This is a genomic window from Schaalia radingae, assembly GCF_900106055.1.
Taxonomy (GTDB): Bacteria; Actinomycetota; Actinomycetes; order Actinomycetales; family Actinomycetaceae; genus Pauljensenia; species Pauljensenia radingae_A.
The window spans coordinates 817,605-832,847 of the sequence record NZ_LT629792.1 but is presented as its reverse complement, the minus strand read 5'-3'; the positions used below and the strand labels follow the sequence as shown (position 1 = coordinate 832,847).

Here is a 15,243-nt window from a genome sequence, read left to right as displayed (position 1 = left end):
TCTCACCCGCCTGACGCATCATCTTCAGCCAGGTGCAGGTGCTGGCGTTCATCGTCAGTTAGTGTGCGCGAGTTGAGCCACCCATCGGGAAGATGCGGTTTCTTCTCGTGTCCTGCGCGTCCTCTGCTGCCCTGCGCTGCCGACGGGAAGGGCTGATCGAGGTCAAGATCCATCAGTCGCTCATGCAGCTCCTCCAGGGAGGAAACCAGATTGAGAGCCTGGCGAGATGGCCCGCCGATCGCGAATCCGCGCAGGTACCAGCCGATGTGAGCGCGCAGGTGACGCATCGCGCGATATTCGTCGGCCATTTCTTCGACCTGCCAGCGAGCATGCTGCTCAATGATGGGTGTGATCTGGCGGAGCGTGGGCGGTGGTGGAAGCGGATGCCCGTGCAAGGCTGCAACGAGTTCGCGGAACAGCCAGGGGCGGCCCTGCGCGCCGCGACCGATCACCACTGCATTACATCCTGTGCTGTCCATCATGGCTCGGGCATCGTCTCCGCTGAAAATGTCTCCATTGCCGAAGACGGGGATGTCCTCACGCACGACGTCGCGTAGTCGCGCAATCGCCTGCCACTGGGCGGCGCCCGAATAGTACTGGTGCTGTGTGCGTGCGTGCAGAGCAATACCGGCGACGCCTGCCTGCTGCGCAATGCGTGCGGCATCCAGGTAGGTCACGTGGCCGTCATCGATGCCGATTCGCATCTTGATAGTGACGGGAATATCTCGGCCGACAGTGCGGCCGGCATCGTCAGCCGCGCGAACCACAGCACCGACCAGTGAGGCAAACAGGTCCCGCTTGTAGGGAAGCGCAGCTCCCCCACCCTTGCGCGTGACTTTCGGCACCGGGCAACCAAAATTCAGGTCCACATGATCGGCCAGATCCTGCTCGACAAGCAGTCGGGTCGCAGCCGCCATCACGTCAGGATCGACTCCATATAGCTGGATGGAGCGCACCCGTTCTTCAGGATCCACGCGCACCATATCCAACGTGCGTTGGTTGCCTTCAACCAGAGCGCGCGAGGTCACCATTTCGGTGACATACAGGCCCGCTGGCGCATCGATCCGGGGACGTGGATGTGCCTGCCCGTCAGGAGCTGGACGCAAATGCTCGGGCAGGCCTTCCTCACCGAAGCGGCGGCACAGGCGCCGAAATGGCACATTCGTGACTCCCGCCATCGGCGCCAGGATGACCGGTGACCACAATTGAATGGGGCCGACAGCTACAGGCGCGAAGGCGGGAGCACACTGAACGGGAAGTAACGTCATCGGATGGACAGGTATGCCTCAGCAGGCGCCGAGCTTATCGGCAAGCCAGGCAGGAACCTCGTCGATCGGGATGCGCACCTGCTCCATCGAGTCGCGCTCACGGATTGTCGCTGCGTGATCGTCGAGCGAGTCGAAGTCAATGGTGACGCAGTAGGGTGTGCCGATCTCATCTTGACGGCGGTAGCGCCGGCCCACCGCGCCAGCATCGTCATAGTCCACGTTCCACCGCATGCGCAGGCTCTTCGCCAGTTCGCGTGCAGGCTCCTGCAGTTCCGGCTTGCGTGACAGCGGCAAGACGGCGGCCTTGACGGGAGCCAGACGAGGATCCATATGCAGCACCGTTCGCTTGTCCGCACCACCCTTCGCGTTGGGTACTTCTTCCTCGTCGTAAGCTTCCACGAGGAATGCCATGAGAGAGCGGGTCAGACCAGCCGACGGTTCGATAACATACGGAGTCCAGCGTTCGTTCTTCTGCTGATCGAAGTAGTCCAGCTTGGCGCCGGAAGCTTCGGCATGGACCGATAGGTCGTAGTCGGTACGGTTCGCGATGCCTTCGAGCTCGCCCCACTGGGAGCCTTGGAAACCGAACGTGTATTCGATATCAACGGTGCGCTTGGAGTAGTGCGAGAGTTTCTCTTTCGGGTGTTCGTATAGGCGCAGGTGTTCGGGATCAATGCCCAGGTCGACGTACCACTGGAAACGCTGGTCGATCCACTGCTGATGCCACTGCTCATCAGTGCCCGGTTCTACGAAGAACTCAAGCTCCATCTGCTCGAATTCGCGGGTACGGAAGATGAAGTTACCTGGCGTGATTTCGTTGCGGAAGGACTTGCCGATCTGAGCGATTCCGAACGGTGGTTTCTTGCGGGAGGTCGACATAACGTTGGCGAACTGCGTGAAGATACCCTGTGCTGTTTCGGGGCGCAGGTAGTGCAGTCCGGCCTCGTCATCAACGGGACCAAGGAATGTCTTGAGCAGTCCGGAGAAAGCCTTGGGCTGTGTCCACTGACCGCGCGTCCCACAGTTCGGACACGGCACGTCTTCCATCGACACGTCGCCTTCATCTTTCGAATGCTTCTCAGCGTACTGCTCGATTAGTTCGTCCTCACGCAGACGCTTGTGGCAGGACAGGCATTCGGTCAATGGGTCAGTGAATGCTGTGACATGACCGGACACTTCCCACACGCGCTTGGGCAAAATAACGGCTGAGTCCAGTCCCACAACATCGTCACGGGAGCGCACAACAGTGTTCCACCATTGGCGCTTGATGTTTTCTTTCAGCTCCACACCCAGCGGACCGTAATCCCAGGCTGAACGGGTACCACCGTAGATTTCCCCGGAGGGAAACACGAAGCCGCGGCGCTTGGCCAGGCTGATGACCGAGTCGAGACGTGAAGGGCCTTGTGCCATGTTGGATATTCTCCTTATTTTCATCGTCGCACCTGGCTGGTGCGACGCTCACGCGCTCGAGTCTACCGGTTTTACTGCGTTACCCCTTCACTGCGCCCGCTGTCAGACCCGACACGATGTACTTTTGCAGATACTGGAACAGCACAATCACCGGAATTGCCGCGACAACGGCTCCTGCGGCGAACAGGCCCCACGGTGCCACGCGCTCATCGGCAGCCCAGTTGTACATGCCGACAGCCAGTGTGAAATTTGATTCGCTTTGCAGCACAACACGCGCAATGACGAAGTCGGAGAAACTGGCGATAAAGGACAGTAAACCGACAACAGCCAGGATCGGGATCACGAGCGGCATGATGATCGTCCAGAACGTCTGAGCGTGGCTTGCCCCGTCGATTTCGGCCGCTTCGTCAAGTTCGCGGGGAACGGTGTTAAAGAACCCGTACAGCAGGAAGGTGTTCGACCCCAATGCGCCGCCCAGATACACGCAGATCAGCGCCAGACGAGAGTCCAGTCCCAGGACCGGAAAAACGTCCTGGAGGGCGAGCAGCAGCAGGAACAGTGCCACGAATGCCAGCATCTGCGGGAACATCTGAACCAGGAGCAGGAAGGTGAGTGTGCCGCGTCGCCCTCGGAAACGAAAACGGGAAAATGCGTAAGCGGCCGCAGCGCCCATCAGCACTGTACCAATCGCGGTAATCGATGAAACGATCAGCGAGTTCTTGATCCACTGCCAGTACGTGGTTTGCCCCAGTGCTTGGAAGTTCTCCAATGAGAAGTGCTGGAATAACTTGTTGGCTCCGGTCAGCGTCGCGCCCGGCGACAGGGAGACAGACAAGACGTACAGCAGAGGAATCAGACAGTAGATGGTGACGAGGATACCGACCACATACCTCCACCCCAGCTCTCGCATCCATCGGCCAGCCGACATCGAGTGGCGTGTATTGTTCGCCTGATCGTTGTGTGCGCCGCGTGTTGTGGCAGCTTGAGACGTTGATGCAGTAGTCATCACAGTTCCTCCAATGCGCGCGTCTTCCTGAAGCCCAGCCAGGAGATCACTCCTACGACGATGAAGATGACGATCGACATGGCTGATGCCAGACCGAAGTTCTGCCCGCCCCGGTCAAATGCGATCTTGTAGACCATCGAGATCAAAATGTCAGTCTCACCCACCGGCACCGACAATCCCGGATAGGACGGGCCGCCACCTGTGAGCATGTAGATCAGTGAGAAGTTGTTGAAGTTGAAGGCAAACGATGAGATGAGCAGTGGGACCGTCGATTGCAGCACCAGTGGTAGCTTCACTGACCACACTGTGCGCAGCGCCCCTGCTCCGTCTATCTTCGCCGCCTCCATGACGTCAGAGGGCAACGATTGCAGTGCACCCAGGCAGACGAGGAACATGTATGGGAATCCGAGCCACAAGTTCACCCCCAGGATGGAGACCTTCGCCCACGTCCCATCGGTCAGCCACGGAATATTCGCTCCGGGCATCCAGCCCAGCAATGCCTCGTTGACGAAGCCGAAGCGCTCGTTGAGCATGCCGCGCCAGACCAGGGTGGCGAGGAAGCCAGGGAACGCGTAGGGCAGAATCATCAGGGACTGGAAGACGCGCCGGCCTTTGATGCGCTGATCAGCGAATGTCAATGCCAGGAAGAGGCCGAAGGCGAAGGTGGTGATCACCGATCCGAATGCAAAGACGAACGACCAGATCAGCGATTTAAAGAACGGGACGGCCAGGTCAGGGCTGACCACCATTGAGGCGTAGTTGTCGAAACCGACAAAGACGCGCCACCCGGGCGTGAGGTGCTCGCCGTCTGGTGAGGTGAAGAAACCGTCACTGTCTGCCGTGTACACCACGCCGGTTGCCGTGTTTGTCATGGTGTCGGCTTGTTCGTCGTAGTGGAATGTGGGCTGAGCCAGATAACCTTTGGAGCCGTCGGTGGTGACGTAATACCCGTCGTCAGGGTTGTCACTGACCGGTACAGTCAGGTTGACCACGTCGTTTTGTCGGGCTGCAACATCTGCAAACGCGAGGACGTCGTAGCCTTCCACCGAGGTGATACCCAGGGAGCCGACTTGTGCGTTGACCTCATGAAGCGGCACATCCTCAAAACCGACGCTCACCGCATGTGTATCGGGATCTTCGACCGCCAGCCCCAGTGTGCCGCCGTCGTCGACGACCGCCATATTGACGGTGGGCGCGCCATCCACCCTTTTCTTGTTCTCCATCATGATGGAGCTGATGGCGTCAGCTTTGGTCGAGTTATGCCCTTGCCCGTAGTTTGTGAAGGACACGTAGCCGGTATACCCCATGACGAAGACCTGGTAGATCAGGAGGAACACCAGGCCGGGGATCAGGTATTTGGCGGGCAGCATCCGCGAGGAAAAATAGATGAAATCGACGGCAACCAGCAGAAGGACCAGTAGCGCCACGATGAGCCACGACTGGACGAACGCCGCTGTGATGATGCCGTAGACGCCGAGTGCATTGACGAGCATCATCAAGATCAATTTGGCGATAAAACCGGGCCTCGTTATGTCGCGGGCATGTGAAGTGCGGTACGAGGGGGCCTGCGGTGAATCCGTTGACTGTGAGGACTGTTCTGTGTGAGAAGACGTTGCTGATGAAGGCGACGACATGGCCTACTCCTGATTGGGTGAACAGAGTGCGGGCGGCACGGTGGATGAGAAAAGAGATGCGAGGCACCTCGTTTCTCATCCCCGTGCCACTGGTCTGTCACGCTGCAGTGAGCAGCGCGACGCGACAGACACTACTCAATAGCGCCTTGAATGTTGGAGATCATCGTGTTCCAGCCTTCTTCGGGAGCTTCCTTGCCGGAGATGATGTTCGCTTCGGTCAGACCCCAGAACTGCCACACGGCGCTCATCTCAGGAATAGACGGCATGGGCATACCGGTTTCGGCAATCTTGGAGAAAGCCTGAATGTCAGGGTCATCAATTGCGGCGGCTGTTTCTTTCAGAGCCGGTGTGCGCCCAGCCAGGTCGTACATTTTCTGCTGCGCTTCGGGGGTCTTCATAAAGTCCATGAACTTCGAGACAAGCACCTGGTTCTGGCTCTTTGCAGATGCGTAGAAGACTTGGACGCCGACGAACGGCGCCGCTGTTTCACCTCCCGCTGAGGGGATGGGCAGCACAGAGATGTCCATGCCGGCATCGCGGAAAGCGTCAACGTTCCACGGACCCGTCACGGTGTATGCCGCTTTGCCGTCCAGGAAGGACTGCTTGGCGATTTCGCCGGTGATGTTGATGTCGAAGATTCCAGCGTCTGCCTGTTGCTTCAGCCATGTAGCATACGCCACCCCCTTTTCGCCACCCATCGTCAGCTCTGAGGTGTAGGAACCGTCAGCTTCCTGAGCAAAAACCGTTGCACCAAAGGAGGTCTGGAATGGGTAGTAATGGTACGGGTCTCCCTGATCTCCGGTTTGGAGGACGAACGGATACTCGGCTCCTGTCGCTTTGCCCGATTCGATCATCTCGTCGAATGTGGCAGGCTCATCCGTGGTCAGCGCGTTATTGCGCACCAGTGCCAGCGATTCGGTGGCGTAGGGCACGCCGTAGGTCTGCCCGTCATAGGTCACGGCCTGCACTGCTGATTCGGTAAAGGCGTCAGCTGAATCGGCAATGTCAACCGGAGCGACCACACCATTGTTGACCAGTTCTCCCAGCCCATCGTGAGCGGTCACCATCATGTCGGGGCCTTTGCCGGTAGGTACCTGCGCGATGAAGTCTTTCGACATGGTGTCGTTGGACTTGGAGAAGATATTGACGTCAATTTGCGTTTGAGCAGTGAAATCTTTCGCGAGTTCTTTCAGCGGCCCGGTTCGGGTGTCATCTGCCCAGATAGTGAGGGATCCAACGGTTGCAGCACCGTCCGAAGCGGACTGTCCGATGGCGGACTGTTCCGCGTCAACACCGTCTGAGGACTGGCCGGACGGCGAATTTCCGCCGCACGCTGTCAGTGTGGCAACGATGGCGAGGGCACCAAGTACAGTTATGCGTCTGCGCATTCAAACTCCTATGATCGGGTGATCGTGAATCCGCACGCTCCGCTGCCGTGCGGTTGTAGCTCTTACTGTAAATAATCTCCGACAATTGTGCAAGGATTTACAGAAAAGATAGAGAACTGTTACATTCAGTACAGCGTCCACTCGGTGAGCCATGCACGGCTCACCCTCGTGATCGACTACGATCGATAAGACGTACATAACGGGGAGGGTTCAATGCCGAAGCACCGCACACGGATGACTGATATCGCTGAACACGCGCAGGTGTCAACAGCTACCGTGTCACGCGTCATTAACGGAACTGGCCCCGTGTCAGCCGAGACGCGCCACCGCGTCCTGACGGCGATTGATTCTCTGGGGTATGAACGCCCCCTTCCTGAACGCTCCTCCTCCACCCCCTGCGTCGGGATCATCATCCCCGAACTGACCAATCCAATTTTCGCCGCATACGCCCACGCCATCCAGGCTGAGGTTTCGCGCACAGGTGCAATCCCATTGATCTGCAGTCAGACTCCCGGCTCCACCTCCGAGGGTGACTACGTTCAAACCCTTCTGTCCCACGGATGCTCCGGCTTGATTTTTGTGTCGGGGCGTCACGCCGATTTTCGCGGAGATATGTCCCGCTACCATCACCTGCGCGAACGACGCATCCCATTCGTCACCATCAATGGATCACGCGAGGAGATTGAAAGCGCAGATTTTTCTGCCGCCGACCAGATCGGTATCTCGATCGCCGTGCGTCACCTGCGCGAACTGGGACACACACGGATCGCTCTGCTGTCCGGGCATACGCACATCGTGCCCGCCAGCAGGAAAGTCGACGCATTCAAGACAGTCATGGCTCAGGAGTTCGGAATCGACAAGCCGCGCATTGTCGAAACGTTCTACACATACGAGGCCGCCGCAGCTGCAACTCACGGTCTGCTCGATGAAGGCATGACTGCCCTCGTCACTGGATCAGATATGCAGGCACTGGGCGCAATTCGCGCGGCAAAGTCACGTGGCATGCGCGTGCCGGATGACCTGTCGGTTGTCGGGTTTGACGATTCGCAACTCATGGCTCACCTCGATCCACCCCTCACGACGATCCGCCAGCCTGTCGATGCAATTACCACGGCTGCAGTTCGCACTCTGTTCGAAGCGATTAAGAATCCTGACATGCCCGCCACGTCCGGGGCATTTTTGTACACACCGGATCTGGTTGTCCGCGGTTCGACTGGCCGAGCGCCGTCCACATCGCGATAAACTACACATCTCACACCAGGTCCACTTGACATTCATTCTCACTTACGGTGGAGTTGTAGGTATGAAGATCTCGCGTCCTCTCCTCACCCTCGTCTGCGCTGCCACCGTGCTCGCCGGGTGTTCCACTCCTTCAGCACCCCAATCCACGCAGTCTGAACGGTCGGTCATCGCTGACGCAGGCCAGTCCTCCCAGTCCGACGGGTCGACGGTACTCAACGTCGCGGCATCCTTCTACCCGTTGCAATATCTGGTGGAGCAGATCGGCGGTGATCGTGTAGCCGTGTCGTCACTGACACCTCCGGGCGCCGAACCGCACGACCTGGAGCTGTCGCCGGCCAAGGTGAACGAATTGGGGCGTTCAGACATCGTGGTCTATCTTTCTGGTTTCCAGACTGCCGTCGATGACGCTGTTGCGATCAATCCACCCGAACACGTTGTTGACGTTGCCAGTGCTGTTCAGCTCCTGTCCCCCACGCACGTAGACGAGGACGCGCAGTCGGGGCACAGTGAGGCCGAGGACACTGACTCGGCGGATGAGGAACACGGCGATCACGACACAGGTCACGAACATGACCACGGTGACGTGGATCCACATTTCTGGCTGGATCCCCAGCGTATGGCTCAAGCTGCCACGATGATTGGACAGGCGCTCGCAAAAGCCGACCCAACCAACGCGCAGCTGTACACCACGCAGGCGGCCCAGGTGTCTACTTCCCTCAACGAATTGTCGACGGAAATTGTCGAGGGCACACGCAAGTGCGCTCACACGACATTCATCACCTCGCACGAGGCCTTCGGTTACCTGGCCGACCGCGCCAGCGTGAACCAGGAAGGCATTGCCGGTATTGATCCGGAAACATCGCCCTCGCCAGCCAAACTGAAGGAGATCTCCGAGCTGGCCAAGAAAGAAGGCGTGACGACAATTTTCACTGAGACTCTCATTGACCCGAAGATTGCGCAGACACTGGCAGAGGACCCGGGAATTAAGACCGCAGTCCTTGATCCCCTCGAATCCCAAAACGATCCATCCAAGGACTACATGGACGTGATGAGAGACAATCTGGCTGCTCTGCGCACAGCACTGGATTGCAAGTAGCCCCCGCAATGACCTGCCCCGATGCGTCTGACATGACCACTCTTGCCGTCAGCATGCGTGACCTGCATGTCGCGTGGGATGACACCCTCATCCTGCACGGCATTAACCTGGATATACCCGCCGGACAAACGCTCGCCGTGACGGGTGCCAACGGTTCCGGCAAGTCCACGCTGGTACACGCGATCCTTGGCACCGCACCGGTGACACGTGGCAGCATGTCACTGTTCGGCATGCAGGTCAGTGCGCACGGCAAGCGACCATGGTCGCGCATCGGCTACGTCCCGCAATATTCACGCGCAGGCGGCGGCGTCGCCTCCAATGCGCGTGAAGTTGTCGCCTCAGGTTTACTGGGGCCTCGAAAATTCTGGCTGTCACGCTCCGATCGACGCAAAGCGCTCGGTGCTCTGGAACTGGTCGGGCTCGCACATCGCGCAAACGATCCGGTCTCCATCCTGTCGGGTGGGCAGCGTCAGCGCGTCAACATTGCGCGCGCCCTGGTGCGCCACCCGGATTTTCTCATCATGGATGAGCCGCTAACTGGAATCGATTCGGTTTCGCGCCAACGCCTGGCGTCGATCGTGCAGTCAGCCAAGGACGGGGGCACCACCATTGTGTTGGTCCTGCATGAGCTAGGGGAACTACGCCCCCTCCTGGATCGTCAAATCACCATTGCCGCCGGCCACATCACCTACGACGACGCCCCACAACCGGCATCGACCGAGGAGGCGAGCCATCATGGATGAGGCACTCGCCGACCTTTTCACATCCCCACTGATGCTCCGCTCCCTGCTGGCAGCGCTGCTGGTCGGACTGTGCGCACCCATCGTCGGCACCTACCTGGTACATCGCCGCATGGCGATGCTGGGAGACGGCATCGGGCACGTCTCGCTGACGGGTGTGGCTCTGGGCTGGATCGCCGGGACAGCTGCAAACGTGACGCCTTCTGATCAATGGGCATTGCCGGGCGCCCTTGTCGTATCAATCCTGGGCGCGGTGACGATCGAAGTCGTCAGGCTCAGTGGCCGCACCAGTGCCGACGTTGCCCTCGCCATGTTGTTCTACGGAGGCATCGCCACCGGCGTCCTGCTGATCGGTCTGGCAGGTGGAACGTCCACACAGTTGAACTCGTATCTATTCGGATCCATCTCAACAGTGCAATGGGGTGACGTCTATCTGATCGGCGCGCTATGTGCACTCATATTGCTCATTGGCCTGGGATTCTCTCCTGCACTGTACGCAGTGACCGATGATGAGGACTTCGCGCACTCAACCGGCCTTCCGGTGGCTGCCCTGTCCATCCTCATCGCGATCCTGTCGGCGTTAACTGTCGCAGTTGCGATGCGCGTCGTGGGCTCGCTCCTGGTGTCGGCCCTGATGATCGTCCCGGTCGCAATCGCGCAACTCGTCACCCGTTCCTTCCGCTCCACAATGGCCTGCGCAATGGCTCTGGGAACCGTGCTATGTGTCGGCGGCCTTGTGGTGACCTACTTCGTGGATGTCTCCCCCGGCGCACTCATCGTGGTGGCAGCTATCGTCGTATACATCCTCGGATTCGTCATCAAGGCTGCCATTGACGGTATTCGACGAGGGCGACGCCTCCAGGTCACCGGCGGACATACACATCTGATTGCCGGTGATCCTCACGCTCATTCGGCGCATCCTGACTCCCCCGATCGGATGGGCACACCACCAGCAGATGACACACTGTAATCTCCATTTCTCGCCTCAACCCTGTATGCTTCCAAGAACGAGAAGATTTACTTCAGGGTCGGCAAGAGGGGGACATCGTGCAGCGGATGACTCGGCAACGTCAATCCGTCTTTAACGAGCTGCGTCGTGACAAGGACTTTCGTTCCGCACAGCGGATCTACGACGACCTGACAAATCAGGGGCAGCGCGTCGGCCTAGCGACGGTCTACCGCAATCTGCAGGCACTGGCTGAGATGAATGTCGTCGATGTCCTGCGCATGGACGATGGCGAATCGATGTTCCGTCTGTGCGAAGATGAAGGCCACCACCACCACCTGGTGTGCCGCAACTGCGGTCACACTGAAGAGATCGAAGTCAGCGAAGCAGAATCCTGGATTTCTCAGATCGCCTCGCAGCACGGCTTCACTGAGGTTGCCCATTCGCTCGAAGTATTCGGTCTGTGCTCTGAGTGCAGCGCTGTTGAGGATGACGAGGACTGATGCCAGTTCCCCAGTGGGCCTCAAGCGGGCTGCCTCTTTTCATCTTCCTGTTCTTTGTCGTCTTCTTGCGCGCCCAGGGCACCTATTGGCTTGGTCGAGGCGCCGCCGCGGGCGCCCTGAAAGGTGACGGACACTCCGGCCTCATCGGCGCGATCGCCCGCTGGTTTAACGGGCCTGTTCCCCGCCGCGGTGCAGAACTGCTCGAAAAATGGGGACTTTTGATCATCCCACTGTGCTTCCTCACCGTCGGTGTTCAGACAGCGGTCAATGCCGGTGCCGGAGTTGTCCGGTTGAAGTGGCGCACCTATACCCTCGCGATGCTTCCCGGGTGCGTAGCGTGGTCGATCATGTACGGGCTGGGACTGCTGGCTGTGTGGGTCGCTGCCATCGGCGCAATCGCAGGCTCTCCGATTGCATGGATCGGGATCGCTCTGGCGGTGATTATTCTGGCCAGCTGGCTCATTTATCGTCGCTCGCACCCCAAAGCGGCACCTCAGGAAGTCCTGACGTGCGAGGAATCCCCGGTATCAGCACAGTAGGACGCTCACCGAAGCGGCGCGTGCGGTGAATTGACGGCGCCACCGAAACGGCGATCACGTTTCCCGTAGGACGCCAGACATTTCCACAGTTCACTGCGGTCAAATTGCGGCCACGGCGTATCCACGAACATCATCTCCGCGTACGCCAGCTGCCAGAGCAGGTAGTTCGAAATACGTTGCTCGCCTGAGGTGCGAATCATCAGGTCGACATCTGGCACATCGGGCAGATACAAGTGGCGCGCAAACGTCCGTTCAGTCACGCCAGCCGGCTTCATCGTCCCGTCAGCAATCTCCATGGCAATCGTGCGTGCAGCGTCCACAATTTCGGCGCGCCCACCGTAGTTGACACACAAAATCAGATCGAGCGTCCGGTTCGATTCGGTGGCGCGCTCAGCTTTTTCCAGGGCGTGAATAACGGACTTCCACAGTTTGGGTCGCCGTCCACTCCATCGCACGCGCACACCCCATTCATCAAGTTGGCCCGTCCTGCGCGTGAGCACATCGGGCGCGTAGTTCATGATGAAACGCACTTCAGCCGGGGAACGTTTCCAGTTTTCCGTCGAAAAGGTGTAGACGCTCAGATAGCGCACGCCCGCGTCAATGGCACCGGCGATCGTGTCCATCAGGGAGTATTCTCCGGCGTGATGCCCTGCCGTGCGATTCAATCCGCGAGCATTGGCCCATCGACCATTTCCATCCATCACGAGGGCGACGTGGCGAGGCACGCGGTCAAAAACGGGAACCGGTTGGGACCACTGACCCGGACCGAGCACAGGAGCAGTGGGATCTGATGGTGCCCGATCAACCGGAGCCTGGGCAGATGTCATGCCCGTTTCCTTTCGAAGAGCTGGAGTGCGCGCAGCTTACGTTCCAAATGCCACTGCGTATACGCCGATGTCAGGTGTGCGACGCGTTGCCGGTCATACGCTTCGGTGCGGTCAGCCTGATCCCAGTTTCCGGCCAGGAGGTGCCCCATCAGTTCCATCGTGTTCTCCGAGACGGCCACTCCCCCTTCGCTTTGGCACTCGTCGCACAGCGCGCCACCCTCGGAAATGGAGAAGGACGTGTGCGGGCCGGGCTTGCCGCAACTGGCGCATGCGAAGCACGAGGGTGCCCACCCCGCCACTGACAGGGCGCGTAGAAGATACGAATCGACGACGAGGACCGGGTCGTGACGCAGGTTGGCCAACGCGTGGAGTGCTCCGAGCAGGAGTGAGTATTGAGCGTGTGCACCGTCAGCTGAATCGGCCGTGAGGCGTTCTGCTGTTTCCACCATGACCGTTCCGGCGGCGAACAAATCGAAGTCAGAAGCCAGTTGAGTGCCGTAGGGACGCAGCATTTCGACCTGCGTCACAATGTCGAATGTGCGGCCACGATGCAGCTGCACGTCGATCAGTGAGAACGGTTCCAGGCGCGCACCGAATTTCGAGGTGGTGCGGCGCACTCCCTTGGCTACCGTGCGTACCTGCCCGTTTTCCTTGGTGAGCAGGCAGACGATACGGTCAGCTTCCCCCAGTTTGTGGGTGCGCAGGACGATCGCCTGGTCCCGGTAGCTTCTGATCACGCTCGCATTGTCTCACAGGCCGGTCGAGGTGCCACAGGACACGTCGACCGGCACCGTCAATGTGCTATTAGCGCAAAGCGCGGTTCATGGCGGAAATAACTGCCTTGTAGGTGGCAGTCGTGATCGACGAATCGATGCCGACGCCCCAGACGATCTGGCCGTCGACCGCTGCTTCCACATATGCGGCTGCGGTGGCGTCACGTCCCTGGCTCATGGCGTGCTCAGAGTAGTCGAGGATGCGCACATCCAGGTCGAAATCGTGCATAGCTGCGACGAATGCGTCGATCGGGCCGGTTCCCACGACGCTGATGGCAACGGGCTGTCCCTGATCCAGGATTTCCCCGCGCAGTTCCACTTCCTGCTCTTTGCCGCGCGTGTACAGGTGGAAGTCTCCCATTTCGAAGCGTCCCCACGGGGCCAGGCCACTTGCCCTGTCGGCGGGCAGGTATTCGTCGGTGAAGATCTTCCACAGGTTTTCGGAGTTGATCTCTCCGCCAAAAGAATCTGTGTGACGCTGAACGATGCGTGAGAATTCGATTTGCAGGCGTCGCGGCAGTTCCATGTGGTGTGCGGTCGACATGAGGTAGGCGACGCCCCCTTTGCCGGACTGGGAGTTGACGCGCACGATCGCCTCGTAGGAACGTCCCACGTCATGCGGGTCGATCGGCAGGTACGGAATGCCCCACGGCACAGCGTTTTCATCTCCGCCAGCTTCCGCAACTTTCTTCTTGCGGGCTTCGAAGCCCTTCTTGATGGCGTCCTGGTGCGATCCGGAGAAGGACGTGTAAACCAGGTCCCCCACGTAGGGCATACGCGGTGGGGTTTCCATCATGGTGCAGTGTTCCACCGTGTGCCGGATGCGATCCACGTCGGAAAAGTCAATACCCGGATCGATACCCTGGCTCATCATGTTCAGGCCGAGGTTGACCAGGTCCACGTTGCCGGTTCGTTCGCCCTGTCCAAGCAGGCATCCCTCTACGCGGTCAGCGCCGGCCAGCAACGCCAGTTCCGCTGCTGCAACACCCGTTCCGCGGTCATTATGCGGGTGGACGGACAGCGCGATGTGGTCGCGCCTCGACAGGTTCGTTGACATCCATTCGATCTGGTCGGCAAACACATTAGGCGTTGCGCGCTCCACCGTTGCCGGCAGATTCAGCACAATTTCACGGTCGTCGTCAGGCTGCCAGATATCCATGACTGCTTCGCAGATTTCGGCTGCGAAGTCCAGCTCCGTGTCCACGAAGATTTCCGGTGAGTATTCGAAGCCGAAGATCGTGTCATCTGAGAGGACTTTTTCTGCCCGCGCCATGATTTCCCGAGTGCCGCTTTGTGCCAGGTCAACGGTTTGTGCCTTGTCCATACGGAAGACGAGCTCGCGGAACAGTGGCGACGTTGCGTTGTACAGGTGAACCGTTGCCCGGGGAATGCCGACGAGGGCGTCGATGGTGCGCTCAATGAGTTCGGTGCGTGATTGTGTCAGCACAGACACTGTCACGTCTTCAGGGATCGCCTCATCGTCAATCAGAGAGCGAACAAAGTCGTAGTCGGTTTGCGATGCCGCTGGGAATCCAATCTCGATTTCCTTGTACCCCAGTGAGACCAGCAAATCGAACATGGCACGCTTGCGCGTGGGATCCATCGGCTCGATCAGTGCCTGGTTGCCGTCACGCAGGTCGGTGGACAGCCAGCGCGGGGCGCGTGTCATGCGCTTGGTGGGCCATGTGCGCGTGGGCAGGTCGATGGGGTTGGATTCCAGGAATGGAATGTACTTGTCAACCGGCATGGGGCTGGCTTGAGGTGTGGGAACGTTGGCTGTTGTGCGCATCTGCTTTCTTCTTTCCTGCTGGTGTCGATTCCGGTGGCGAACCGGCTTGACCGGGGTCGACAAACGCCGCGACGAGGTTCCG

At 59.2% G+C, this 15,243-nt stretch carries 14 protein-coding genes; 6 read left to right on the top strand and 8 right to left on the bottom strand.

Annotation, left to right across the window (positions count from 1 at the left end; translation table 11 throughout):
- Positions 1-2: 2 nt before the first annotated feature.
- The 5 genes from dusB to BLT69_RS03620 form a co-directional block, all read right to left on the bottom strand.
- Complete coding sequence (dusB, locus tag BLT69_RS03640; RefSeq protein WP_074026151.1) at positions 3-1,268, bottom strand: tRNA dihydrouridine synthase DusB; 1,266 nt, start codon at positions 1,266-1,268, stop codon at positions 3-5.
- 18 nt (positions 1,269-1,286) lie between these two features.
- Positions 1,287-2,678 carry a glycine--tRNA ligase gene (locus BLT69_RS03635; protein ID WP_058236399.1) on the bottom strand — a complete coding sequence of 464 codons (1,392 nt, stop codon included), beginning with the start codon at positions 2,676-2,678 and terminating at the stop codon, positions 1,287-1,289.
- Positions 2,679-2,757: 79 nt separating this feature from the next.
- Positions 2,758-3,606 carry a sugar ABC transporter permease gene (locus BLT69_RS03630; RefSeq protein WP_070727595.1) on the bottom strand — a complete coding sequence of 283 codons (849 nt, stop codon included), beginning with the start codon at positions 3,604-3,606 and terminating at the stop codon, positions 2,758-2,760.
- A 77-nt stretch (positions 3,607-3,683) separates the two neighbouring features.
- The gene (locus tag BLT69_RS03625) at positions 3,684-5,180 is read right to left on the bottom strand and encodes an ABC transporter permease subunit (protein WP_371935804.1); all 1,497 of its coding nucleotides are present in this window, start codon (positions 5,178-5,180) and stop codon (positions 3,684-3,686) included.
- Between the two features lie 269 nt (positions 5,181-5,449).
- Positions 5,450-6,706 (bottom strand): sugar ABC transporter substrate-binding protein, encoded by a 1,257-nt coding sequence (locus BLT69_RS03620; RefSeq protein WP_058236397.1) that lies wholly within the window; start codon positions 6,704-6,706, stop codon positions 5,450-5,452.
- 213 nt (positions 6,707-6,919) lie between these two features.
- Here BLT69_RS03620 and BLT69_RS03615 point away from each other — a divergent pair, with 213 nt between their 5' ends.
- The 6 genes from BLT69_RS03615 to BLT69_RS03590 all read left to right on the top strand — a co-directional run bounded on the left by BLT69_RS03615 (position 6,920) and on the right by BLT69_RS03590 (position 11,772).
- Positions 6,920-7,948, top strand: coding sequence for a LacI family DNA-binding transcriptional regulator (locus tag BLT69_RS03615; RefSeq protein ID WP_070727528.1), 1,029 nt, complete (start codon positions 6,920-6,922; stop codon positions 7,946-7,948).
- Positions 7,949-8,009: 61 nt separating this feature from the next.
- Complete coding sequence (locus BLT69_RS03610; RefSeq protein WP_092648435.1) at positions 8,010-9,044, top strand: metal ABC transporter substrate-binding protein; 1,035 nt, start codon at positions 8,010-8,012, stop codon at positions 9,042-9,044.
- Positions 9,045-9,076: 32 nt separating this feature from the next.
- Entirely contained in the window at positions 9,077-9,787 is a 711-nt protein-coding gene (locus BLT69_RS03605) for a metal ABC transporter ATP-binding protein (RefSeq protein WP_074026150.1), read from the top strand.
- Complete coding sequence (locus BLT69_RS03600) at positions 9,780-10,754, top strand: metal ABC transporter permease (RefSeq protein WP_092648434.1); 975 nt, start codon at positions 9,780-9,782, stop codon at positions 10,752-10,754. Before BLT69_RS03605 ends, BLT69_RS03600 begins: the two co-directional genes overlap by 8 nt.
- A gap of 77 nt (positions 10,755-10,831) precedes the next feature.
- Positions 10,832-11,233: a Fur family transcriptional regulator gene (locus BLT69_RS03595; RefSeq protein ID WP_058236393.1), complete on the top strand. Its 402-nt coding sequence runs from the start codon at positions 10,832-10,834 to the stop codon at positions 11,231-11,233.
- The gene (locus BLT69_RS03590; protein WP_058236392.1) at positions 11,233-11,772 is read left to right on the top strand and encodes a DedA family protein; all 540 of its coding nucleotides are present in this window, start codon (positions 11,233-11,235) and stop codon (positions 11,770-11,772) included. The genes BLT69_RS03595 and BLT69_RS03590 overlap by 1 nt, the downstream gene beginning before the upstream one ends.
- A 5-nt stretch (positions 11,773-11,777) precedes the next feature.
- On the opposite strand, the gene BLT69_RS03585 is transcribed toward BLT69_RS03590, so the two are convergent.
- The 3 genes from BLT69_RS03585 to leuA all read right to left on the bottom strand — a co-directional run bounded on the left by BLT69_RS03585 (position 11,778) and on the right by leuA (position 15,161).
- Positions 11,778-12,599, bottom strand: a complete 822-nt coding sequence (locus BLT69_RS03585) for an isoprenyl transferase (protein ID WP_070727518.1) — start codon at positions 12,597-12,599, stop codon at positions 11,778-11,780.
- Entirely contained in the window at positions 12,596-13,333 is a 738-nt protein-coding gene (gene recO / locus BLT69_RS03580; protein WP_058236849.1) for a DNA repair protein RecO, read from the bottom strand. Before recO ends, BLT69_RS03585 begins: the two co-directional genes overlap by 4 nt.
- A 70-nt stretch (positions 13,334-13,403) precedes the next feature.
- A complete protein-coding gene (gene leuA / locus BLT69_RS03575; RefSeq protein ID WP_070727515.1) occupies positions 13,404-15,161 on the bottom strand; it encodes a 2-isopropylmalate synthase in 1,758 nt (585 codons plus the stop codon).
- Positions 15,162-15,243 lie beyond the last annotated feature (82 nt).

Coding starts and splice junctions, on each gene's coding strand:
- BLT69_RS03635 (WP_058236399.1), bottom strand. CDS start 2,678: ATGGCACAAGGCCCTTCACGTCTCGACTCGGTCATCAGCCTGGCCAAG.
- BLT69_RS03605 (WP_074026150.1), top strand. CDS start 9,077: ATGACCACTCTTGCCGTCAGCATGCGTGACCTGCATGTCGCGTGGGAT.
- BLT69_RS03600 (WP_092648434.1), top strand. CDS start 9,780: ATGGATGAGGCACTCGCCGACCTTTTCACATCCCCACTGATGCTCCGC.
- leuA (WP_070727515.1), bottom strand. CDS start 15,161: ATGCGCACAACAGCCAACGTTCCCACACCTCAAGCCAGCCCCATGCCG.
- BLT69_RS03610 (WP_092648435.1), top strand. CDS start 8,010: ATGAAGATCTCGCGTCCTCTCCTCACCCTCGTCTGCGCTGCCACCGTG.
- BLT69_RS03590 (WP_058236392.1), top strand. CDS start 11,233: ATGCCAGTTCCCCAGTGGGCCTCAAGCGGGCTGCCTCTTTTCATCTTC.
- dusB (WP_074026151.1), bottom strand. CDS start 1,268: ATGACGTTACTTCCCGTTCAGTGTGCTCCCGCCTTCGCGCCTGTAGCT.
- BLT69_RS03630 (WP_070727595.1), bottom strand. CDS start 3,606: ATGTCGGCTGGCCGATGGATGCGAGAGCTGGGGTGGAGGTATGTGGTC.
- BLT69_RS03625 (WP_371935804.1), bottom strand. CDS start 5,180: ATGATGCTCGTCAATGCACTCGGCGTCTACGGCATCATCACAGCGGCG.
- BLT69_RS03620 (WP_058236397.1), bottom strand. CDS start 6,706: ATGCGCAGACGCATAACTGTACTTGGTGCCCTCGCCATCGTTGCCACA.
- BLT69_RS03585 (WP_070727518.1), bottom strand. CDS start 12,599: ATGACATCTGCCCAGGCTCCGGTTGATCGGGCACCATCAGATCCCACT.
- BLT69_RS03615 (WP_070727528.1), top strand. CDS start 6,920: ATGCCGAAGCACCGCACACGGATGACTGATATCGCTGAACACGCGCAG.